The 22,252-nt window shown below is 60.6% G+C and carries 19 protein-coding genes, 6 tRNA genes and 1 other RNA gene; 12 read left to right on the top strand and 14 right to left on the bottom strand.

All coding sequences use genetic code 11. From position 1 onward, the window contains the following. Nucleotides 1-58: 58 nt before the first annotated feature. From modE to gpmA, 9 genes are all read left to right on the top strand, one after another. The gene (modE, locus tag ACJ8HH_RS02070; RefSeq protein WP_033647141.1) at nucleotides 59-850 is read left to right on the top strand and encodes a molybdenum-dependent transcriptional regulator; all 792 of its coding nucleotides are present in this window, start codon (nucleotides 59-61) and stop codon (nucleotides 848-850) included. A gap of 90 nt (nucleotides 851-940) precedes the next feature. Continuing rightward, on the top strand, nucleotides 941-2,428 hold the full coding sequence (gene modF, locus ACJ8HH_RS02065; protein ID WP_060451757.1) for a molybdate ABC transporter ATP-binding protein ModF: 1,488 nt from the start codon (nucleotides 941-943) through the stop codon (nucleotides 2,426-2,428). Between the two features lie 95 nt (nucleotides 2,429-2,523). Continuing rightward, nucleotides 2,524-3,096 (top strand): cysteine hydrolase family protein, encoded by a 573-nt coding sequence (locus ACJ8HH_RS02060; RefSeq protein WP_043146840.1) that lies wholly within the window; start codon nucleotides 2,524-2,526, stop codon nucleotides 3,094-3,096. 166 nt (nucleotides 3,097-3,262) lie between these two features. Continuing rightward, a complete protein-coding gene (locus ACJ8HH_RS02055) occupies nucleotides 3,263-4,081 on the top strand; it encodes a CPBP family intramembrane glutamic endopeptidase (RefSeq protein WP_033647143.1) in 819 nt (272 codons plus the stop codon). Nucleotides 4,082-4,366: 285 nt separating this feature from the next. Beyond that, nucleotides 4,367-5,419, top strand: coding sequence for a galactose-1-phosphate uridylyltransferase (gene galT, locus ACJ8HH_RS02050; protein ID WP_043146838.1), 1,053 nt, complete (start codon nucleotides 4,367-4,369; stop codon nucleotides 5,417-5,419). After that, the gene (galK, locus tag ACJ8HH_RS02045) at nucleotides 5,416-6,567 is read left to right on the top strand and encodes a galactokinase (RefSeq protein ID WP_043146836.1); all 1,152 of its coding nucleotides are present in this window, start codon (nucleotides 5,416-5,418) and stop codon (nucleotides 6,565-6,567) included. Before galT ends, galK begins: the two co-directional genes overlap by 4 nt. Next, a complete protein-coding gene (galM, locus tag ACJ8HH_RS02040; RefSeq protein WP_043146833.1) occupies nucleotides 6,561-7,604 on the top strand; it encodes a galactose-1-epimerase in 1,044 nt (347 codons plus the stop codon). Before galK ends, galM begins: the two co-directional genes overlap by 7 nt. A 197-nt stretch (nucleotides 7,605-7,801) precedes the next feature. Beyond that, nucleotides 7,802-8,149, top strand: a complete 348-nt coding sequence (locus tag ACJ8HH_RS02035; RefSeq protein ID WP_033637480.1) for a PsiF family protein — start codon at nucleotides 7,802-7,804, stop codon at nucleotides 8,147-8,149. 216 nt (nucleotides 8,150-8,365) lie between these two features. Then, nucleotides 8,366-9,118 (top strand): 2,3-diphosphoglycerate-dependent phosphoglycerate mutase, encoded by a 753-nt coding sequence (gpmA, locus tag ACJ8HH_RS02030; RefSeq protein ID WP_004939834.1) that lies wholly within the window; start codon nucleotides 8,366-8,368, stop codon nucleotides 9,116-9,118. Between the two features lie 49 nt (nucleotides 9,119-9,167). Here the strand turns inward: gpmA and ACJ8HH_RS02025 are convergent, their stop codons facing one another. From ACJ8HH_RS02025 to aroG, 3 genes are all read right to left on the bottom strand, one after another. Continuing rightward, a complete protein-coding gene (locus ACJ8HH_RS02025) occupies nucleotides 9,168-10,202 on the bottom strand; it encodes a M48 family metallopeptidase (RefSeq protein ID WP_033647148.1) in 1,035 nt (344 codons plus the stop codon). 7 nt (nucleotides 10,203-10,209) lie between these two features. Continuing rightward, nucleotides 10,210-11,400 (bottom strand): YjgN family protein, encoded by a 1,191-nt coding sequence (locus ACJ8HH_RS02020; RefSeq protein WP_060387813.1) that lies wholly within the window; start codon nucleotides 11,398-11,400, stop codon nucleotides 10,210-10,212. 262 nt (nucleotides 11,401-11,662) lie between these two features. Beyond that, nucleotides 11,663-12,715 (bottom strand): 3-deoxy-7-phosphoheptulonate synthase AroG, encoded by a 1,053-nt coding sequence (aroG, locus tag ACJ8HH_RS02015; RefSeq protein WP_033647150.1) that lies wholly within the window; start codon nucleotides 12,713-12,715, stop codon nucleotides 11,663-11,665. Nucleotides 12,716-12,927: 212 nt separating this feature from the next. Here aroG and ACJ8HH_RS02010 point away from each other — a divergent pair, with 212 nt between their 5' ends. From ACJ8HH_RS02010 to zitB, 3 genes are read left to right on the top strand one after another with little or no spacing between them, the layout of a single operon-like run. Beyond that, entirely contained in the window at nucleotides 12,928-13,533 is a 606-nt protein-coding gene (locus tag ACJ8HH_RS02010; protein ID WP_033638694.1) for a response regulator, read from the top strand. Continuing rightward, nucleotides 13,530-16,730, top strand: coding sequence for an ATP-binding protein (locus ACJ8HH_RS02005; protein ID WP_060451376.1), 3,201 nt, complete (start codon nucleotides 13,530-13,532; stop codon nucleotides 16,728-16,730). The genes ACJ8HH_RS02010 and ACJ8HH_RS02005 overlap by 4 nt, the downstream gene beginning before the upstream one ends. Beyond that, nucleotides 16,730-17,692: a CDF family zinc transporter ZitB gene (gene zitB / locus ACJ8HH_RS02000; RefSeq protein ID WP_033637476.1), complete on the top strand. Its 963-nt coding sequence runs from the start codon at nucleotides 16,730-16,732 to the stop codon at nucleotides 17,690-17,692. Before ACJ8HH_RS02005 ends, zitB begins: the two co-directional genes overlap by 1 nt. Before the next feature lie 35 nt (nucleotides 17,693-17,727). On the opposite strand, the gene pnuC is transcribed toward zitB, so the two are convergent. The 11 genes from pnuC to pal form a co-directional block, all read right to left on the bottom strand. Further along, nucleotides 17,728-18,453 carry a nicotinamide riboside transporter PnuC gene (gene pnuC / locus ACJ8HH_RS01995; RefSeq protein ID WP_033637475.1) on the bottom strand — a complete coding sequence of 242 codons (726 nt, stop codon included), beginning with the start codon at nucleotides 18,451-18,453 and terminating at the stop codon, nucleotides 17,728-17,730. A gap of 20 nt (nucleotides 18,454-18,473) precedes the next feature. After that, complete coding sequence (gene nadA, locus ACJ8HH_RS01990; RefSeq protein WP_043146819.1) at nucleotides 18,474-19,535, bottom strand: quinolinate synthase NadA; 1,062 nt, start codon at nucleotides 19,533-19,535, stop codon at nucleotides 18,474-18,476. A gap of 323 nt (nucleotides 19,536-19,858) precedes the next feature. After that, nucleotides 19,859-19,983, bottom strand: a non-coding RNA gene (locus ACJ8HH_RS01985) — RtT sRNA. Between the two features lie 74 nt (nucleotides 19,984-20,057). Continuing rightward, a tRNA-Lys gene (locus tag ACJ8HH_RS01980) sits at nucleotides 20,058-20,133 on the bottom strand. A 6-nt stretch (nucleotides 20,134-20,139) separates the two neighbouring features. Next, nucleotides 20,140-20,215: transfer RNA gene (locus tag ACJ8HH_RS01975), tRNA-Val, on the bottom strand. A gap of 29 nt (nucleotides 20,216-20,244) precedes the next feature. Further along, nucleotides 20,245-20,320 (bottom strand) — tRNA-Lys (locus tag ACJ8HH_RS01970). A gap of 156 nt (nucleotides 20,321-20,476) precedes the next feature. After that, nucleotides 20,477-20,552: transfer RNA gene (locus ACJ8HH_RS01965), tRNA-Lys, on the bottom strand. 7 nt (nucleotides 20,553-20,559) lie between these two features. Beyond that, nucleotides 20,560-20,635: transfer RNA gene (locus ACJ8HH_RS01960), tRNA-Val, on the bottom strand. A gap of 29 nt (nucleotides 20,636-20,664) precedes the next feature. Further along, nucleotides 20,665-20,740: transfer RNA gene (locus ACJ8HH_RS01955), tRNA-Lys, on the bottom strand. 178 nt (nucleotides 20,741-20,918) lie between these two features. Continuing rightward, nucleotides 20,919-21,713, bottom strand: a complete 795-nt coding sequence (gene cpoB / locus ACJ8HH_RS01950) for a cell division protein CpoB (RefSeq protein ID WP_033647153.1) — start codon at nucleotides 21,711-21,713, stop codon at nucleotides 20,919-20,921. A gap of 9 nt (nucleotides 21,714-21,722) precedes the next feature. Next, entirely contained in the window at nucleotides 21,723-22,232 is a 510-nt protein-coding gene (gene pal / locus ACJ8HH_RS01945; RefSeq protein ID WP_025160033.1) for a peptidoglycan-associated lipoprotein Pal, read from the bottom strand. Nucleotides 22,233-22,252 lie beyond the last annotated feature (20 nt).

The raw sequence follows: 22,252 nt of genomic DNA, 5'->3' as shown, positions 1-22,252 counted from the left end.
TTGGCGCTTTGCCGCCAAATCGGCGACAATAAGATTTTTGCCGCCGACAGGATGCGCTATGCAGGCCGAAATTCTTCTGACTCTCAAACTCCAGCAAAAGCTGTTCGCCGATCCGCGCCGCATCGCGCTGCTGAAACAGGTGCAGCACACCGGCTCCATCAGCCAGGGCGCCAAACTGGCGGGCATCAGCTACAAAAGCGCCTGGGACGCCATCAATGAGATGAACCAGTTGGCGGAACAAACGGTGGTGGAACGCGCCACCGGCGGTAAAGGCGGCGGCGGCGCACAGCTGACGCACTATGGCCAGCGGTTGATCCAGCTGTATGACCTGCTGGGCCAGGTGCAGCAAAAAGCTTTCGACGTGTTGCAGCAGGACGATCTGCCGCTCGACAGCCTGCTGGCGGCCATCTCGCGCTTCTCGCTGCAAACCAGCGCGCGCAATCAGTTCTTCGGTACCGTCATCGAACGCGATCATCAGCAGGTGCAGCAGCACCTGGCGATTTTGTTGAATGACGGCACCACTCGCCTGACGGCGGCCGTCACCCAGCAAAGCGCCGACCGGCTGCAGCTGACGCCGGGCAAAGAGGTGCTGGCGCTGATCAAGGCGCCCTGGGTGCGGTTAAGCGTCGATTCGGCGGAGCATATCGGCGCGGATAACGCGCTGGCGGGCGTGGTGGCCGGCATTCAGCCGGGCGCCGAACACAGCGAGGTGCTGGTGACGCTGGCGGGCGGCGAAACCCTGTGCGCCACCCTGACGACGGCGGAGCTACAGCGCCTGCAGCTGAGCGTCGGCACCGCCGTACACGCCCTGTTCAACGCCGATCGCGTGATTGTCGCCACGTTGTGTTAAGCGCAACGTAACGTTGCGTTTTTGTTGATTGACATCACCCTGCAATGCGCCTATTCCTAAGGCAAATAATTGCAAAAAAAGGAACAGGTGATGTCGTCGTTGCACATTTCGCAAGGTTCATTCCGCTTAAGCGATACCCGCACCCTGACGCTGGACGCGCTGGAAATCCAGGCCGGCGACAGCTGGGCCTTCGTCGGCGCCAACGGCAGCGGCAAATCCGCCCTGGCGCGCGCGCTGGCCGACGAACTGGTTCTGCTGAGCGGTGAGCGCCGCAGCGACTTTCAGCACGCGGTGCGCATCTCCTTCGAACAGCTGCAAAAAATGGTCAGCGACGAGTGGCAACGCAACAACACCGATCTGCTCAGCGCGGACGAGGACGACACCGGCCGCACCGCGGCGGAAATCATTCAGGAAGAGGTGCAAGACGCCGCGCGCTGTGAGCGGCTGGCCGCGCAGTTCGGCATCACCGCCCTGCTGACGCGCCGCTTCAAATACCTCTCCACCGGCGAAACGCGCAAAACCCTGCTGTGCCGGGCGCTGATGCCCGAGCCTGACCTGCTGATCCTCGACGAACCCTTCGACGGGCTGGACGTTCACTCGCGCGCGCAGCTCGCCACGCTGCTGAGCGAGCTTTCCGCCCAGGGCCAGACCGTGGTGCTGGTGCTCAACCGGTTCGACGACATCCCGGATTTTGTCCGGCAGGTGGGCGTGCTGGCGGACTGTACCCTGACCAACCGCGGGCCGCGCCGCCAGGTGATGGAGGACGCGCTGGTGGCGCAGCTGGCGCACAGCGAAAACCTCAGCGGGCTGGCGCTGCCGGAGGAGGAGGATCCAACGCAAAAGGTCGCGCTGCCGGCGGATCGGCCGCTGATCGTCCTGCGCGACGGCGTGGTCAGCTATAACGACCGGCCGATCCTCAATCATCTCGACTGGCAGGTTAACCCCGGTGAACATTGGCAGATCGTCGGCCCGAACGGCGCCGGCAAATCCACGCTGCTCAGCTTGATCACCGGCGATCACCCGCAGGGCTACAGCAACGATCTGACGCTGTTCGGCCGCCGCCGCGGCAGCGGGGAAACCATTTGGGAGATCAAGCGCCATATCGGCTACGTCAGCAGCAGCCTGCATCTGGATTATCGCGTCAACACCAGCGTGCGCAACGTGGTGCTGTCGGGGTTCTTCGATTCGATCGGCATTTATCAGGCGGTTTCGGATCGTCAGTGGCAGCTGACCGAGCAATGGCTGGCGCTGCTCGGGCTCGACGGCGCGCGCGGCGACGCCCCGTTCCACAGCCTTTCCTGGGGCCAACAGCGGCTGGCGCTGATCGCCCGCGCGCTGGTGAAACACCCGGCGCTGCTGATCCTCGACGAGCCGCTGCAAGGGTTGGATCCGCTCAATCGCCAGCTGGTGCGCCGCTTCATCGACGTGCTGATCGGCCAGGGCGCCACCCAGCTGCTGTTCGTCTCGCACCATGCAGAAGACGCGCCGCAGTGCATCACACACCGCCTCAGCTTCGTGCCCGACGGCGAGGGCGGCTACGGCTACCAACAGCAACGGCTGGAGGCGGCTTCCGCCTGAAGCGCGGCGTAAACATATCCGGCAACACTTCACCGCAGCACATCACATTTGGCCTTTTATCATAGAAAGAAAGAAGGCCATTTTCTGGAGACGCCATGTCCGCTGCGTTGATTATCATCGACCTGATCGAGGATCTGATCGGGCCCAAAGGGCGCGCCAATCACTGCCACGAACAGGTGACGGCAAGCCACCTGCTCGCCAACGTCAATGCCGCCGCGGCCTACGCCCGGGTGCGAAAAATCCCGGTGATTTGGGTGCGGACGGGATTTGCCGACGATTATCATGACATCCCGCTCCACTCACCGCTGTTCAACCATTTGAAACAGATAGGCGCGCTGCGGCTAAACGGCCCGGGCTGCCGCTGGGCGCCCGATCTGTATCAGGAGGAGACCGATCTGCAGTTTGATAAAACGGCGGTGAGCGCCTTCTCCGGTAACAATTTGTTAGCCTGGCTGCGGCAACATCGGTGCCATCATCTGCTGCTGGCGGGCGTCAGCACGCCGCTCGCCATCGAGAGCACCGCGCGTCAGGCGCACGACGCCGGCTTCCAGGTGACCGTGCTGCACGATCTGTGCGCAGCCCCCACGCAGGAGCTCCACCAGCAGAGCCTGGACACCCTGCAAAACCTGGCGGAAATCGCCCGTTCGCAGGCCTGGATGCAAGGCTGACCTCAATACCGCCGGTCGTGTGGGCCGGCACCCTGCACGGATGCGTCACTGCCCCGACCTTTAGCGTCATCTTGGTGTGCTACTATCCGCTCTAGCGCTCAATTTTGCCATCATCGCACGCCGCATAGGCGCTGAGCGCCGTGTACATATTTTAAAGGGACATATCATGTGGGGCGTACTGGCTGCTTCGTTATTTTTCTTACCGTTTAACCGGCTGATAGCCTGGGTTATCCTGGCCGCCTCGGCGGGCATGGGGCTTTATCATGGGGTATTGACGCCGCTCAGCCTGGGTTGCCTGTTGGCCATCGTGGCGCTGGCGGGGCTACGTCACCATTTTCGCGAGCGGCGTAGTCTGGCGATCGCGTTCGAAGGGCTGGTGGTCGCCGGCTGCGTGGCGCTGTTCTTGCACCTGGTGCCGGGCATCCACAATCAGCTGATGATCGACGGTGAAAAAGCCGGCCCGCTCAGCGCGCCGTTCACCATGTATTACAACTTCGACAAGGCGATGGTGCCCTTCCTGCTGTTCGCCTGCTTGCCCACGCTGTTTTCCGCTGAACGCGGCGGCAACGTCGGCAAAGCGGGCTGGATTGCGCTGCTGCTGGCCGTGCCGGCGCTGTTGCTGCTGGCCGTGGCGCTGGGCGGCTTAAAAATCGAGCTGCATGCGCCCGCCTGGATCCTGCCTTTCGTGATGGCGAACCTGTTCTTCGTCTGTATGGCCGAAGAAGCGCTGTTTCGCGGCTACCTGCAGCAGCGCCTCAGCCAGTGGCTGGGCGCCTGGCCGGCGCTGATCGTCGCTTCTCTGGTGTTCGGCGCCGCGCATTTGGCCGGCGGCATGCTGATGGTGATCTTCGCGACGCTGGCCGGGGTAATCTACGGCCTGGCGTGGATGTGGAGCGGCCGCCTGTGGGTGCCGATTCTGTTCCATTTCGGGCTTAATCTGACCCATCTGCTGTTCTTTACCTACCCGCTGTATCAGCATCCTTAACGGCTGACGCCGGCAGAGAGCCCTTCTCTGCCGGCAGGTCGGGTGAAAACGCTATCATCGGCAGCGCACCGCAATGCCCTCAATCACGTTGCCAACGGCTTTTCTCCGCCCATCAGGCGCTTTTTATCACAGTGTAAACGATTCCATTTTTCGCGTTAGATCACCTTTTTAGCGCCGCGGGCGTGCTATCTTTTTGCGCAATGACCTCTCCCTGTTCAGCAAAGGGCGTATTAAGACGGTAATTGGAAGCGATTACACCCTCGTCGACGCCAAGAAAGGAACCGTATGACAGAATTTAACCCTATCGATCATCCGCACCGCCGCTACAACCCGCTGAGCGGCCAATGGGTGCTGGTCTCACCGCACCGCGCCAAGCGCCCCTGGCAGGGCCAGCAGGAGACCGTCCCGACGGAAACGCTGCCGGCGCACGATCCCGACTGTTTCCTGTGCCCGGGAAACGCGCGCATCACCGGCGATCGCAATCCGGATTATCGCGGCACCTACGTCTTCACCAATGATTTCGCCGCGCTGCTGAGCGATACACCGCCGGCGCCCGACAGCCAGGATCCGCTGATGCGCAGCCAGAGCGCGCGCGGCGTCAGCCGGGTGATCTGCTTCTCTCCCGATCACAGCAAGACCCTGCCCGAACTGACGCTGCCGGCGCTGGAGCAGGTGATCGCCGCCTGGCAGGCGCAAACCGATGAGCTGGGCAAGCACTACCCCTGGGTACAGCTGTTCGAAAACAAAGGCGCAGCGATGGGCTGCTCCAACCCGCACCCGCACGGGCAGGTCTGGGCCAACAGTTTTCTGCCGAACGAGGCCGAACGCGAAGATCGCCTGCAGTACGAGTATTTTCAAGAACATGCCTCCCCGCTGCTGCTGGACTACGCGCAGCGCGAGCTGGCCGCCGGCGAACGCATCGTGGTGAACACCGAGCACTGGCTGGCGGTGGTGCCCTACTGGGCCGCCTGGCCGTTTGAAACGCTGCTGCTGCCGAAAGCGGCGGTGCAGCGCATTACCGATCTCAGCGCGGCGCAAAGCCAGGATCTGGCGCTGGCGCTGAAGAAGCTGACCAGCCGCTACGACAACCTGTTCCAGTGCTCCTTCCCCTATTCGATGGGATGGCACGGCGCGCCGTTCAACGGCGCCGACAACCGACACTGGCAGCTGCACGCCCATTTCTATCCGCCGCTGCTGCGTTCAGCCAGCGTGCGCAAATTTATGGTCGGTTACGAGATGCTGGCGGAAGCCCAGCGCGATCTGACCGCCGAACAGGCCGCAGAGCGTCTGCGCGCCGTCAGCGATATTCATTACCGTGAAGCCGGAGCCCAAGCATGAGCCTGAAACCGCTTACCCATTCCCTGTTTACCGAACACTTCGGCTACGCGCCGGCGTTGACCATCCAGGCGCCGGGGCGGGTGAACCTGATCGGCGAGCATACCGATTACAACGACGGCTTCGTGCTGCCCTGCGCCATCGATTACCAAACCGTCATCGCCTGCGCCAAGCGCGACGACCGCCAGATCCGCGTGCTGGCCGCCGATTATCAGCATCAGCAGGATCAATTCTCGCTCGACGATCCGATCGTCAGCCACCCCGATCAGCGCTGGTCGGACTATGTGCGCGGCGTGGTGAAGCACCTTCAGCGCCGCAACACCGACTTCGGCGGCGCGGATCTGGTGATTGCCGGCAATGTGCCGCAGGGCGCGGGGCTCAGCTCCTCCGCCGCGCTGGAAGTGGCGGTGGGCCAGGCGCTGCAGGCGCTCTATCAGCTGCCGCTGGACGGCGTAGCGCTGGCGCTGAACGGCCAGGAAGCGGAGAACCAGTTCGTCGGCTGCAACTGCGGCATCATGGACCAGCTGATCTCCGCGCTCGGCCGGCGCGACAGCGCGCTGCTGATCGACTGCCGCTCGCTGGAAACCCGTGCGGTGCCGATGCCGGACAACGTCGCGGTGGTGATCGTCAACTCCAATGTGCAACGCGGGCTGGTGGACAGCGAATACAACACCCGCCGCAAACAGTGTGAAGACGCGGCGCGGTTCTTCGGCGTCAAGGCGCTGCGCGACGTCAGCCTGGAACAGTTCGAAGCGCGTCAACATCAGTTGGATCCGCTGGTGGCCAAACGCGCGCGCCATGTCATCAGCGAGAATGCCCGCACGCTGGCGGCGGCCGACGCGCTGGCGGCAGGCGATCTGCAACGCATGGGCCAGCTGATGGCGGAGTCCCACGCCTCGATGCGCGACGACTTTGAAATCACCGTTCCGCCGATCGATAAGCTGGTCGAGATCGTCAAAGCGGCGATCGGCCCGCGCGGCGGCGTGCGCATGACCGGCGGCGGCTTTGGCGGCTGTGTCGTCGCGCTGATGCCGCAGGATCTCGTGGAGACGGTGCGTGCCGCCGTGGCGCACGAGTATCCGCGGCAAACCGGCGGATTACAGGAAACCTTCTATGTCTGCCAGGCTTCGCAAGGCGCCGGCCTATGCTGACCGCAACCTCGGCAGTCGCCCCCGATGGGCAACCTTATCAGCTGACGCAGCTGCAAAACGCCGGCGGCATGACAGTGACGCTGATGGACTGGGGCGCCACCTGGCTGTCCGCCGTCTTGCCGCTCAAATCCGGCGAAAGACGCGAGTTGCTGCTCGGCTGCCGCAGCCCGGCGGACTACCCGCGTCAGGGCGCCTATCTGGGCGCCACCGTCGGCCGTTACGCCAACCGCATCGCCAACGCCAGTCTGCTCATCGACGGGAACCCCCATGCGCTGGCCGCCAATCAGGGCGCCCACCAGCTGCACGGCGGCCCCGACGGTTTTCATGCCCGCCGCTGGCGCCGGGTACAGCATGATGCGCAGCAGGTCTGCTATGTGCTGCACTCGGCGGAGGGCGATCAGGGCTTTCCCGGCAATCTCGACGTGCAGGTTTGTTACCGCCTGACTCATGACAATCGCCTGGAAATCAGCTATCTGGCGCAGGTCGATCGACCCTGCCCGGTCAACCTGACCAACCACGCCTATTTCAACCTGGACGGCGCCGGCACCGACGCCCGCGCCCAGCGGCTGCAGCTGTTCGCCGATCGCTATCTGCCCGTCGACGCCGAGGGCATTCCCTGCGCCGATCTGACGCCGGTGGACGGCAGCGGCATGGATTTTCGCCAGCCGAAAACGCTGCTGCAGGATTTCCTGCGCGACAGCGACCAGCAGCGGGTAAAAGGCTACGATCACGCATTCCTGCTGCATCGTACCTGCGGGGCGCTGGAGAGCCCGGCGGCCCATTTGTGGTCCGCCGACGGGCAAGTGCAAATGAGCGTGTTCACCGACGCGCCGGCGCTGCAACTCTACAGCGGCAATTACCTGGCCGGCACGCCGGCGCGCGATGGCGGCAGCTACGCCGACCATGCCGGCGTGGCGCTGGAGAGCGAGTTCTTGCCGGACAGCCCGCACCATCCCGAGTGGCCGCAGCCGGACTGCTGGCTGCAGCCGGGGAGCCGCTATCGCAGCGCCACGCATTATCAGTTTTATCCTATCTGACCCGCCACGCCCCTCGCCGTACGGCCGGGGGCAATTTGTTATAAATACTTACCTTTTAACGCTATCCCCCCACCGGCGCCCGCCTTCCCTTATTCCAAAGCGCGCACTACACTCAGGCTACCGTGATAAGCACAACGCCTTGTGCAACGTCACCTTTTTCGGCCGATGGCGGCCAATCAATAGCTGAAGGAACACCTATGCGTCTGATTACTGCACTTCCATTGCTGGCGGGCTTAATGCTGAGCACCAATCTGATGGCGGCCGACGCGACGACGGCGACGAAAACGCCTTCGCCGGCGCAGGCGGCTCAACAGAAACGCATGACCGACTGCAACCAGCAAGCATCCACCAAATCGCTGAAAGGCGCCGATCGTTCCACCTTCATGAGCACCTGTCTGAAATCCGAAGGCTCCGCCGCGACGGGCAAAACCCTGACGCCGCAGCAGCAGAAAATGAAGAACTGCAACGCCGACGCCAAGACCAAAGATCTGAAGGGCGACGCGCGTAAAACCTTCATGAGCAACTGCCTGAAAAAATCGGCCTGATTTTCCCCACGCCACGGCGCGCCCGAAGCGATTTTGGCGCGCCGTTTCCCCCCTCGCAGCGCCAGCCTGAACGATTCAGCTTTTTCCTTTCGCCAGCCCTTACTTTGCGGCAAGAAATTGGCTATGGTTAGACACTATCGATTGCCGAGCCCCGGCCCGCGGCAATATAATGATTTTCGTTATCATTGAAATGTCAGATTATTAAGGAGTTAAGCTATGGCTGTAACTAAGCTGGTTCTGGTGCGTCACGGCGAAAGCCAGTGGAACCAAGAAAACCGCTTCACCGGTTGGTACGATGTTGATCTGTCCGACAAGGGCCGCACCGAAGCGAAAGCAGCAGGCAAGCTGTTGAAAGAGGAAGGTTTCACTTTCGACTTCGCTTACACCTCCGTACTGAAGCGCGCGATCCACACCCTGTGGAACATCCTCGACGAGCTGGATCAGGCCTGGTTGCCGACCGAAAAATCCTGGAAGCTGAACGAACGTCACTACGGCGCGCTGCAGGGTCTGAACAAAGCGGAAACCGCCGAAAAATACGGCGACGAGCAGGTGAAACAATGGCGTCGCGGCTTCGCGGTGACCCCACCTGAGCTGACCAAAGAAGACGAACGTTACCCTGGCCACGATCCGCGCTACGCTTCGCTGACCGAGCAAGAGCTGCCGCTGACCGAAAGCCTGGCGCTGACCATCGATCGCGTGATTCCTTACTGGGACGAAGAGATCCTGCCACGCATCAAGAGCGGCGAGCGCGTGATCGTTGCGGCGCACGGCAACTCGCTGCGCGCGCTGGTGAAATACCTGGATAACCTGAGCGAAGACGAAATCCTCGAACTGAACATCCCAACCGGTGTGCCGTTGGTGTATGAGTTCGACGAGAACTTCAAGCCAACCAAACGTTACTACCTGGGTAACGCCGACGAGATCGCTGCAAAAGCGGCCGCCGTGGCAAACCAGGGTAAAGCGAAGTAATTTCGCCCGTTAACGAAAAAGCCCCCGGTGAAAACCGGGGGCTTTTTTATTACTGCTGCGCCATCGCCTCGTTCACCGCGTCCAGCCGTTCCTGCATCGCCGGATGGGTGCTGAGCCAGGCCGGCAGCGCCCAGCCGTCAGCCGTTTCGCGTTCAGGCGCCTGCGCCAACGCGCGGTAGATCGCCGCCATTTGCGCCAGCGAACGCCCCTGGCGCTGCATTTCCGCTATCGCAAACGCATCCGCCTCACGCTCCATGCCGCGGGAAAACTGCATCTCATTCACGAAGGACGCAGACTGCAGCAGCGTGTCGCCGATGCCGCTGACGTCGCCGGTCATCCACATCAGCGTCAACGCCACCAGTGACGAACGCACCAGCATGCGCATCGGATGGCGATAAGCGTGATGCCCCATCTCATGCAGCATCACCGCCGCCAGAGCATCGTCGTTTTTCGACAGGGCGACCAGCCCATCGCTGAGCACCAGCGTGCCGTCCGGCAACATAAAGGCGTTCGGCGCACCGGGCGCCGCCATCAGCTTCAACGACAGCGGCGTACGCTCCTGGCGCATCTCGGCCGGCATCACCTGCCGGAACAGCTGCTGCAACGCCTGCTGACGCTCGGCCGGCAATGCGGAGGGTTCAAAGCCGCTTTGGCTCAAAAACGTCTGCGTATGTTCGCCCAGCGTCTGTTCCACCGAGGTAGGGATGCGCATGGCGATCTCGCTGCTCGCCCACGGCAGCACGACGTTAACGTAGGCTACGACCGCCAGCAGCGTCATCAGCAGCGCCACGGCGACGCCGCGTTTGTGGCGCTCCAGGCGATGCACCCAGCCCGGCGAACGGCGCTGATAGAACCAGCGGCGGAAGGCCGCATCGTCATCCGGCACAAAGCGCGCGCCGTCCTTGAAGGTCAGCGTCAGCGGAATATTGCCCAGCGCCGCAGAGACGGTGATGTCCGCCAAGGGGATGTAACGTTGCTCATCCTGCCGCTGCAGCGTCACGCCCTCGCCGCTTTCGTTCACCAGCAGGCGAGCCGCCTCACGCGCGGCCCGCCCCGGCAACTGATAGGCGCCCTCGAGGATCATCGGCGCCTCAGAAGCTGCCGCCCAGATCCAGCGCCTGCAACGCTTCTTCGGCCACCGCGCTGTTGGCGGTTTCCTGATGCGCCGCGATGTCCAGCAATGCCAGATCGCCTTCGACCGCCGTGCACTCCGCCAGATAACGGGCGTGGCGCACTTCCGCCACCGGCACGGCGAAACCGAGCGAGAACAGGGTGATCAGGGTATTGGTGATCAACAGCCCCATATACGGCAGCGTTTGCATGGAAGAGTGCAGTTTAACGTTGCCGTTCAGCGTCGCCTGGTTAAACAGATAGTTGCGTTGGGCGACGACCTGGTAGCTGCCGGCGATCAAGGCGCCAATCAGCAGCACCACCATCATCAGCAGCAGGCTGCCAATATTTTCCAACACCAGCAAATCGGCGGTTTCATCCGTCAGCATGCCCATCAATACCATTTGGTACAGCGACAGAATGAACGACCCCATACACACCAGCGCCGCCAACATAAACGGCAGGAAAATGAGCAGGCCGATCAAGGCAAATTTGATAAAGGCCGACTTTTTCAGCTCGGCAATAAACGGCGTATTCCCGAAAAACAGGTTATTAACGTACAGATCGTGCTGCAGCGCGCTAATAATACCGTTGACGGCGGCGAATGCCGGCACGGCCAACAGCAGCGTCAACACCAACATCAGGCCGATGGCGTTGATGCTGTCAAAACCGCTGCCAATGCTGAGCAAAATGATTAAGGCGACATAAAGCCCGATAATCAGCAATAGCGGGCAGAACAGTAACGCCCAATAAGCGCGCCCGGTGCGGCAAACATAATTAAAACGCACGCCGCGATAGCTCGACATAATCGCATTGTAGCGCCAGCTGCGGATAACGATCCACGGCAGCAGGGCAAGCAACACCAGCAAAGCCAGCAGCCCCAGCAGTGGCGTTACCGCCAACAGGATATAAAATACGATGAGGCCGCCGATCACCAACAGCCGCCCTTTCAGAATTTGCAGCGGTTGCGCATGGTAATCGAAACGATCGCCGTCCAATTCCGTGTTACCGTAAAAATAGCGGCGGCGGCGCACCGTCGCCCAGGCGGAATAGATGCCCAGCGTCACGATGGTCAATAATGCGTTAACCAACCAAATCGCGAAGTACTCGCCGCCTTTCCCATGGAATTTAATCCGGTGCAGCCCCAGCGGCTGCGAGGTATTGCTTGTCATAATTCTTTCGTCCTGAAAGGAATAGGTCATACCACTCCCCGCTTATTTGTCATGCGGGGTTTGTGGAATAAAAAAGCGTCTTATATAAGCACAATGCCGCGAGCAGTGACAATTATTCTTTTATTAAATAGGAATAATGCGAAGGTGGCCGCTTAATGATTTCATTGGCCTATTAAGTGTAAGCCTTAAATTATCGGGAGAGAGAAGTACAATGACAAGGATAAAACAAGGACCCGCTGCCGGGCCCTTGTCATTTTAGCTATTATCCGCGGCGCGCTTTCACCGCCGCCGCCAGATCGCGCAGCACGGTTTCGGTATCCTGCCAGCCGATGCAGCCGTCGGTCACGCTCTTGCCGTAAACCAGCGGCTCGCCGCTTTCAAGGTTCTGGTTGCCTTCCACCAGGTGGCTTTCGATCATCACGCCGATGATCGCTTTTTCACCGCCGCCAATTTGCCCGCAAACGTCAGCGCTCACGTCCATCTGCTTTTTGAACTGTTTGCTGCTGTTGGCATGGCTGAAGTCGATCATCACCTGCGCCGGCAGCCCGGCTTTGCTCAGGCCGGCTTTGACGTCCTTCACGTGCGCCGCGCTGTAGTTCGGCTCTTTGCCGCCGCGCAGGATAATGTGGCAATCGCCGTTGCCGCTGGTGTTAACGATCGCCGAGTGGCCCCATTTGGTCACCGACAGGAAGCAGTGCGGCGCGCCGGCGGCGTTGATGGCGTCGATCGCCACCTTGATGGTGCCGTCGGTGCCGTTCTTGAAGCCCACCGGGCAGGAAAGGCCGGAGGCCAGCTCGCGGTGCACCTGCGATTCCGTGGTGCGCGCGCCGATGGCGCCCCAGCTCATCAAATCCGCCAGGTACTGCGGCGTGATCATGTCGAGGAATTCGCCGGCGGCCGGCAGGCCGCTGTCGTTGATCTCCACCAGCAGCTTGCGCGCCAGGCGCAGACCGTCGTTGATGTTGAAGCTGTTGTCCATCTGCGGATCGTTGATCAGGCCTTTCCAGCCCACGGTGGTGCGCGGTTTTTCGAAGTATACGCGCATGACCACTTCCAGCTCGCCCTTCAGTTCTTCACGCAGCGCCAGCAGGCGCCCCGCGTACTCTTTGGCGGCTTTCGTATCGTGGATAGAGCAAGGGCCAATCACCACCAGCAGGCGATCGTCGCTGCCGCGGAGGATATTGTGAATTGCGCTGCGGGCCTGGGACACCGTCTTTGCTGCGCGTTCAGTGGCCGGGAATTTCTCCAGCAAAGCCACCGGCGGCAGGAGTTCCTTAATATCATTAATGCGTAAATCGTCGTTTTGGTAATTCATAGCTTTTCCATTCGGTATCGAGGGGTATTTCGCAGTGCGTAACGGTGTAGATCCCAACAATCTAGCCTGTGGGAATGGCGCTGTAAATCACCTTTGCCCCCCGCCGCTGGAACCGCCAAATTAACAGCAGATTGTGCTGTTTCATCAGGGGAGCGCAGAGGCTCCTTTTTCGCTATGCTAGCGATCGGAATATAAAGCGACCCGAGTTGAACATGCCCTCTCTGTTATTAGTTGATGACCACCCGGTGGTTCATGTCGCACTGGAAGCGGCGCTAATGAAATCATCCCGCCCCTACCGCCTGCAGGCGGCGCAGGACGACGTCCAGGCGCTGGCCCTGCTGGCCGAGGCCGCTTTCGGCCTGGTGATCCTGGATATCGGCCTGCCGCAGGTCGACGGGCTGCAGCTGTTGAAAAAAATCCGCCGCCGCTACCCGCAGCAGCCGATCCTGATCTATACCGCGCAGGAGGCCGAGGTCTATGCGCGCATGGCGCATGCCGCCGGCGCCAACGGTTTCGTCAACAAAGGCAGCTCGTTGGCAGAGTTGTTGCAGGCGATCGAGCAGGTGCTGGACGGTGAAACCCACTTCCCCGCCGCCGCGCTGGCCGAAGAAGCGCCGACGGCAGACGGCGGGCTGCTCACTCCTAAAGAGCTCGAGGTGCTGGGCTTGTTGAGCCAGGGGCTATCCAACCTGCAGATCGCCGATCGGCTGCACATCAGCAACAAGACCGTCAGCACCCACAAGAAGAACATCCAGCGCAAAACCGGCGCCGGCAACCTGCTGGAGCTGGTGGCGGTGTTTAAAGAGCTGGCGCCATGATGCGCCGCGCCCTGCTGCTGCTGTTCCTGTGGTGCGGTCTGGCGCAGGCGGCGGAGCCGGTGCGCTATCAGCTGGTCAGCAATCTGAATACCCCCGAGAATATGCTGATCGTCGGCGAGAAAAACCCCTGGCGCGACCGTACGCTGCGCCTCGGCATCGTCAGTGAGAACACCAGCCCGTACAACATCATCGTGGATGACGATCTGTATGGGCTGAATGCCGACTACCTCGGCTATATCCAGCAGGTGACCGGCATTCGCTTCGCCATTTACGGCTTTACCGATCTGACGCAGCTGGAGCAGGCGCTGCACGACGGCAAGATCGATCTGCTGTACGGCATCCCGCAGAGTGAGGCGCTGCACGGCCTGGCGATCTCTCAGCCCTATTACGTCAGCAACCTGCGCGTATTGCGCGATCGCAGCAACGATCGCCCGGTGATGCTCAACTCCGCCAACGCCCGCGTCGCGATCGGCGCGCTGACCGACATGCAGTCCGGCGGCGCTCTGCAGGCGGTCGCGTCGCAGATCCAGCGCTACGACAACAATCTGCAGGCGGTCTACTCGCTGCTCAACGGCAGCAGCGACTACTTTATCGCCGACGAGGCCAGCGCCAGCTTTATCATCGATCAGCTGCAGCTCGGCCAGCTCTATCAGATTGAAAGCAACGAGAACCTGGGCAACCTGTCCTTCGTGTTCGCCGCCGACGACTCGCGGCTGATAGACACGCTGGACACCGCCATTGCCGACGCGCCGATGGAGCTGATGAACGCCCTGCAGGGCCGCTGGAGCAAGAAGATCCCCAGCTACCTCGACACCGGCAATGCCGATCTGACGACGATGGAGAAGAATTGGGTGGCGAGCCACCGCGTGGTTTACTACGCCGCCATCGAAAACAACTTCCCGTTCGCCTACCGCGGCTCCGACGGCCAGCCGCGCGGCTACGCCATCGACATTCTCAACATCATCGCGCAAAACACCGGGCTGCGTTTCGCGCCGCTGTGGGCGCGCAACGCCGAGCAGGCCGATCTGCTGGTGCAGTCCGGCCAGGCCAGCTTCCGCGCCGCCCTGCCGCTGGCGCGCGGCGTCAAAGCGCGCTACGGCGCCAGCATGCCGATCCACCGTTCGCTGTGGGGGGTTTACGTCGGCCAGCACGCTAACGGCATTTCCACCTGGAGCGATTTGGCCGGCAAGCGCATCGGCGTGCTGCAGGGCGATTTGGCGCAGGGGCTGGTGCCGGAACAGGAGCAAACCATCAGCTTCGCCGACAGCAAGTCGATGTACGACGCGCTGGCCAACGGCCAGCTGGATGCGCTGGTAGATAACGTCATCTCCGCCAACTTTTTGGCGCTGTCGCGCTATTCCGGTGCCATCAAGCTGGCCTTCGCCGCCAACAACATTCCCTATCCGGTGGCCTTCGGCGTGCGCCGCGATCAGCCTCTTCTGTTGGCGATCCTCGATAAGAACCTGATGCAGATCCCGGCTGACACCCTGCAATCGCTGCGCGACGAGTGGATCGTCGATCGCAGCAACCTGATCGACGCGGTGAACGACAACCGCATGCCGCCGCAGACCACCTGGCTGCTGGCGCTGCTGGCCGCCGCCACCGTGCTGCTGCTGGCGCTGACGCTGCGCCGTTTCATGCTGCAGCGCCGTGAAAAACGCGAACGCGAAGAACTCGAGCACGCGCGCCGCCGCGCCGAGGCGGAAAACCGCATGAAGAGCAAATTCCTCGCCACCGTCAGCCATGAGCTGCGCACGCCGATGCACGCCATCCTCGGCCTGCTGGAGCTGGAGCTCAAACGCCAACCCGCACCGGAAGGCCTGCCGGTGATATACAGCTCGGCCTCATCGCTGCTCAACCTGCTCAACGACCTGCAGGATCACGCGCGGCTGGAAACCGGCTCGCTGACGCTGGCGCCGAAACCGGTGGTGCTGCGCCCCTGGGTAGCGCGCATCGACGCCCTCTACCGGCCGCTGATCGGCGAGCGGCCGTTGACGCTGAGCGTGGTGGCGGATCCGGCATTGCCGGAGGCGGTAGTGATTGATGGTGAGCGTTTACTTCAGGTGGCTAACAACCTAATAAACAACGCGATAAAATTTACGCCGCGCGGCGCCATTCAGGTCGAGATCGGCTGGCGCGCGCAGGATGAGCGGCAGGGGGAATTGCATCTGACGGTGAACGACAGCGGCTGCGGTATCGCCGCCGATGAAATAGACAAACTGTTCCAACCGTTTTACCGCGCGCGCGGCGCGCAACGCATCTCGGTGCAGGGTACCGGTTTGGGGCTGTCGATCTGCAAAGAGATCGTCGAACAGATGGGCGGCCGCATCGAGCTGCACTCGCAGCCGGGCGTAGGCACCCGCGTCGAGGTCGCGATACCGGTCGAGCTGAGCGGCGCGGCGCCGGTTGCCGCCCCGGAGGAAAGCCCCTTTGCTCTGCCGTCTTCCGCCTTGCGTACCGCGCTGATCGACGATCACCCCACCAATCTGTTGCTGATGGAACGCCAGCTGCGCCACTTCGGGCTGCAACCCGCCCGCTTCGAACAAGGCTATGCGCTGTTGAAGGCCCAACGCCGGCAACCGTTCGATCTGCTGTTTATCGACTATAACATGCCGCGCCCGGACGGCCTGACGCTGGCCAGGCTGATCCGCCGCGACGAACAGCGGCTGCAACGCCCGCCTTGCCGCATCGTGCTCTGTTCGGCAGACGTGCAGGAGTTTACCCGCATTCCTCCGGGGCTGGTGGCGATCGACCACTTCCTGACCAAACCGATTTCACTGGCGGCGATCGGCCAGGTGTTGGCTCAGCAACCGCAGGTGCAGGAAGCAAAGTCAGTCCTTACTGACCTGCGGCAAACGCTGGTCGAAATGGCGGGTGGCGATCGCGCCATGCTGCAGCGGCTGGCGCAGACGCTCGGCGATACGCTGCGGCAAGACCGGCAGCGGCTCGCGGACGCCGTCGCCGCGAACGACTGGCCGCGCCTGGAGCAGGCGGCGCACCGCATCAAGGGCAGCCTGCTGATGCTGCAACTGCCGGAAGCCGCGCAGCTGTGCCAGCAGCTGGTGGAAACCGCACGTCGGGGCGCGCTTGCCGCCGCCGCTTATACTAAATTAAAGGCGTTAGTGGCGCAGATAGTGCCGGAGCTGGACGCTCTGCTCGCCGCCGCCCCCTCTTTGGCTATGCATAAGGATGAATAATGTCGGACACTCCACACGTACACCTGCCGAAAGACAGTAATAGTAAACGCCTACTGACCGCTTTTTTAGTCACCGCCGTCTTTATGGTGGCCGAGGTGGTCGGCGGCCTGTTGTCCGGCTCGTTGGCGCTGTTGGCCGACGCCGGCCACATGCTGACCGATGCCGCCGCGCTGCTGGTGGCGCTGATGGCGGTGCATTTCTCTCAGCGCAAGCCCAACGCGCGCCACACCTTCGGCTACCTGCGCCTGACCACCCTGGCGGCCTTCCTCAACGCCGCGGCGCTGCTGGTGATCGTGGTATTCATCCTGTGGGAGGCGATACGGCGTTTCTTCGAGCCGCAGCCGGTGATGGGTACCCCGATGCTGATCATCGCCGTAGCGGGGCTGCTGGCGAACCTGTTCGCCTTCTGGCTGCTGCATCGCGGCAGCGAAGAGAAAAATATCAACGTGCGCGCCGCCGCGCTGCATGTGCTGGGCGATCTACTCGGCTCGGTGGGCGCCATCGTCGCCGCCATCGTCATTCTTGCCACCGGCTGGACGCCGATTGACCCGATCCTGTCGGTGCTCGTCTCCTGTCTGGTGCTGCGCAGCGCCTGGCGGCTGCTGAAGGAGAGTTTCCACGAGCTGTTGGAAGGCACGCCGCAGGAGGTCGATATCGCCAAGCTGCAAAAAGACCTGTGCCTGAATATCCCGGAAGTGCGCAACATCCATCACGTGCACGTCTGGCAGATCGGCGAACAGAAGCTGATGACGCTGCATGCGCAGGTGATCCCGCCGCATGACCACGATGGGCTGTTGCAACGCATTCAGGCTTATCTGTTGGAACACTACAAGATTGGCCACGTGACCATTCAGATGGAGTACCGGCACTGCGAGACGCCGGACTGCGGTATCAACCGGGCGCCGGAGCCGAGTGAACACTCACATGCCGAAGCCCACTCCCATCTGGGACATCGTCACTAAGCCAAGAGGGCGCCATCACGGCGCCCTCTGCGTTGTTAAGGTGCGGAAGAGAGCGGGTTGGAACCATTGCGCCCGGCGCTCTTGATCCATAGCCAGGAGCCGTTCAGGGCAATCAGCGTCAGAATGACATACTCCAGCGCCATCGCGTACACCCCCTGGTAGGCGAAGATCGCCACGCTGATGACATCGATAACCACCCACAGCAGCCAGTTTTCCACGTACTTGCGCGTCATCAGAATCATCGCCACGATGGAGAGCACCATCATCGCCGAATCCCAGAACGGGAACGCGTCCGGCTGCAGCTCAGGCATCTGCACGTTCAGCCCCAGCCCTTGCATCACTGCCACCGCGATCTGCGTCAGCCAGGCGAACACGCGGTCGATATTGAAGGTCATCAGGCCGATGCCGATGACGCAGACCGCCGCCCAGGCCAACGCTTTCGGCAGCGGCAGCCAGCGGATCTGCAGCTCAGCCTGATTATCCTGGGTCTGGCGGCTCCAGGCATACCAACCGTAAATATTGGCGCCGAAAAAGAACAGCTGCAGCAGCAGGCTGGCGTACAGCTGGATCTGGAAGAAAATCACCGCGAACAGCGTGACGTTGATCAGGCCGAACAGGTAGTTGATGATTTTTTCCTTGCTGGCGTACCAGATGCACAGCAACCCGAACAGCGTGCCGATGGCTTCGATCCACGACAGATCGTAACCGCCCGCGCCAAGCGGAATGTGCACCAGAATATTGCTGGTACTGAAGAAGCTCATGAGGTCATCCTTTTAAACGGTTAAGCGTTGCCTTTAACCTGCATTTTAAGCTGAGCGGCGAAATCCAGCATGCGGTTCAGCGGCACCAGCGCCTTTTCACGCAGCGCGGCGTCCACATGGATCTCATGCTGCGCGCCCCCCTGCTCCAGCCCTTCGGCAATCGCCTTCAGGCCATTCATCGCCATCCACGGGCAGTGCGCGCAGCTGCGGCAGGTCGCCCCTTCTCCGGCGGTCGGCGCTTCGAACAGCTCCTTGTCCGGACAGGCCTGCTGCATCTTGTAAAAGATACCGCGATCGGTGGCGACGATCAGCTGTTGATGCGGCAATGTTTTCGCCGCCTGAATCAGTTGGCTGGTCGATCCCACCGCATCCGCCAATTCAACCACCGCCTGTGGCGATTCGGGATGCACCAGAATGGCCGCCTGCGGATAGAGCGCCTTCATGCGCCGCAGCGCCTGAGTCTTGAACTCGTCATGGACAATGCAGGCGCCTTGCCAACACAGCACGTCGGCGCCGGTATGCTTCTGCACGTAGCTGCCGAGATGGCGATCCGGCGCCCAGATGATCTTCTCGCCCAGGCTGTCCAGGTGTTCGATCAGCTCGACGGCGATGCTGGAAGTGACCACCCAGTCAGCGCGCGCTTTGACCGCCGCCGAGGTGTTCGCATAGACCACCACGGTACGATCGGGATGGCTGTCGCAAAACGCATGAAACTCCTCTTCCGGGCAGCCCAGATCCAGCGAACATTCGGCAAACAGCGTCGGCATCAGCACCTGCTTTTCCGGGCTGAGGATCTTGGCGGTTTCCCCCATGAAACGCACGCCGGCCACCAGCAGCGTGGAAGCCGGATGGGCGCTACCGAAGCGCGCCATTTCCAGCGAATCCGCCACGCAGCCGCCGGTTTCTTCCGCCAGCGCCTGGATTTCCGGATCGGTATAATAGTGGGCGACCATCACCGCATTGCGCTGCTTGAGCAGGGTTTTGATCTTCTCGCGATAAAAGGCTTTTTCGGCTACGTCCAGCGGTACCGGTTTAGGCGGGAAGGGATACACCGCCGCATTGACATCAAACATTTCACTCATCGCTGCAATCTCATGCTAGGCTGGGCGCCTGCCGCGTGAATATCGCCTGCCGCAACGCCCTTCGTTTTATATACTAAACAAAATACCTAAACTTGCGCGAAAAGTCCGCTGATATTTTCATATTTGCGCATCCATTGTTTAATGAATTAAAAACACGGACGCTGGCCGTGCAGTTCACAGCGGATAATGGCCTGACGAGACCGTATAGCCCGTTCAGAGAACAGCGGGATGATGATCGGTGCAGTGTTGAAACGAGAAAGCACGTATGTAGGTTACGGTTCTGCAGATGCGAAAAAAGCGCCAAAAGGCGCTTTTTTCTGAATTGGTGGGTCGTGCAGGATTAATTCGGCCTGTGGCCTCACCCTGCGGGCAACGCTGCGCGTTGTCGTATCGCTGCGCGATGCTCGAACCTGAGCGCAGACTCTCACCCGCACGACTCGGTGAACTCTGTTGGCAAGAGGATAAAGCAGAATCTGGTGGCGTAGATGCGAAAAAAGCGCCAAAAGGCGCTTTTTTCTGAATTGGTGGGTCGTGCAGGATTCGAACCTGCGACCAATTGATTAAAAGTCAACTGCTCTACCAACTGAGCTAACGACCCGCAGTGTGGTGGGTGATGACGGGCTCGAACCGCCGACCCCCTCCGTGTAAAGGAGATGCTCTACCAACTGAGCTAATCACCCACTGCTGTGGTTACTGCTACTTCAGAAATTGGTGGGTCGTGCAGGATTCGAACCTGCGACCAATTGATTAAAAGTCAACTGCTCTACCAACTGAGCTAACGACCCACTGATGTGGTTTACTGCTGATGGCGAATAGGTTACTGAAACCAACTCGCGGAAAACAAGGATGGGGATGTTCAGGACAACTCGACGGGTACTCGACTCGGACCTTTACTTTGCCACATCAAACCGATTCTGAAGCTACCATTCTTTCTTAAAGAATGGTGGGTCGTGCAGGATTCGAACCTGCGACCAATTGATTAAAAGTCAACTGCTCTACCAACTGAGCTAACGACCCATAACAGTGGTGGGTGATGACGGGCTCGAACCGCCGACCCCCTCCGTGTAAAGGAGATGCTCTACCAACTGAGCTAATCACCCACTGTTGTGGTTACTGCTACTTCAGAAATTGGTGGGTCGTGCAGGATTCGAACCTGCGACCAATTGATTAAAAGTCAACTGCTCTACCAACTGAGCTAACGACCCAATTTCCCTGCCGCTTTAACATCTTGCAAGATGTCTTGGCAACGGCGGCATATATTACTAATTTATCTTGGCAGCGCAACCTAAATTTTTTACCGATGCGTTCAACTGCTTGTTCTTCACGCGAATGAGCCCAGAAATCGGTCAAATCGACTAACTTCTGGGCTCATTTTTCTGACTGTTAACCGCCTACGCGACTTTTCGCCTGTTTGGCCGCCGCACTGGTTGGGTACTGTTTAATCACCTGCTGGAACACGGCTTTGGCTTTATCGGCCTGCCCTTTCTCCTGCATGATGATACCCACCTTGTACATGGCGTCCGGCGCCTTCGGTGATTTAGCGTAATTCTTCACCACCACCGCAAAATAGTAGGCCGCGTCGTCTTTTTTACCCTTGTTGTAGAACAACTGGCCCAGCCAATAGTTGGCGTTGGGCTGGTAAGTAGACTTCGGGTACTGTTTTACGAAGGACTGAAAGGCGGAAATCGCCTGGTCATACTGTTTTTTTTCCAGTGCCAGAGAAACAGCGGCGTTGTAGTCGCTGTTCTCATCACCGCCGCTCGGCGTGGCGGAGGCGGCTGCGGGAGCGCTGCCGCCCGCATCGGAAGATGCGCCTGCGGCTGCCCCGCCGGCAGCGCCCGCGGCCGCAGAGGCGCTCTGAGCGCCGCCCTGGCTGAGGCTATCCATCTGCTGATAGATTTGCTTCTGGCGTTCAACCACCTGATTCAACTGATACTGGCTTTCCTGGATTTGCCCACGGAGAGAATCAATGTCGCGTTGGTTATCAGAGAGTTGTTGCTGGAGTTGATTTAAAAGCTGGCCTTGAGCATTGCTGATGCGCTCAAGCGAGGTGACGCGGTCTTCGACCGAGCCGGAGCCGACATTACTGATTGGCGCTTGGGCAGTAGCGGCCCAGGGGGCCGCTACGCCAACCAGTAACGACAGACTCAACAGGTGACGTCTGAAGTTACTGTTCATGCGATTCTCTTAGTAAACCAGAACGGCACGACGGTTTTTAGCATAAGCCGCTTCGTCGTGGCCCAGTACTGCTGGTTTTTCTTTACCGTAAGAAACGATAGAGATCTGGTCAGCGGAAACGCCTTTACCCTGCAGGTACATTTTAACGGCGTTAGCACGGCGCTCACCCAGAGCGATGTTGTATTCCGGCGTGCCGCGTTCGTCAGCGTGGCCTTCAACGGTCACTTTGTAAGACGGGTTGTTACGCAGGAATGCAGCGTGCGCGTCCAGCATCTGAGCGAATTCGGAGCTTACGTCATACTTGTCCAGGCCGAAGTAAACGATGTTGTTCTTCTGCAGTTCTTGCATCTGCAGACGAGCTTGTTCTTCGGAAGACAGGTTGCTGCTGCCGTTTTCCATACCAGTGCCAGCGCCCATACCAGATTGGTCGTTGTTTGCGCTTTTGTTAGAACTACAAGCTGCTACAGCCAGAACTGGCAGTGCCAGCAGAAGCCCTTTCAGCACTTTGTTCAGTTGCATTTCTTTGATCCTTTTATAGT

Origin of the sequence: Serratia sp. CY32780, from assembly GCF_052169135.1 — a bacterium.
GTDB lineage: Bacteria > Pseudomonadota > Gammaproteobacteria > Enterobacterales > Enterobacteriaceae > Serratia > Serratia sarumanii.
This window is presented reverse-complemented; position numbering and strand designations above follow the sequence as displayed.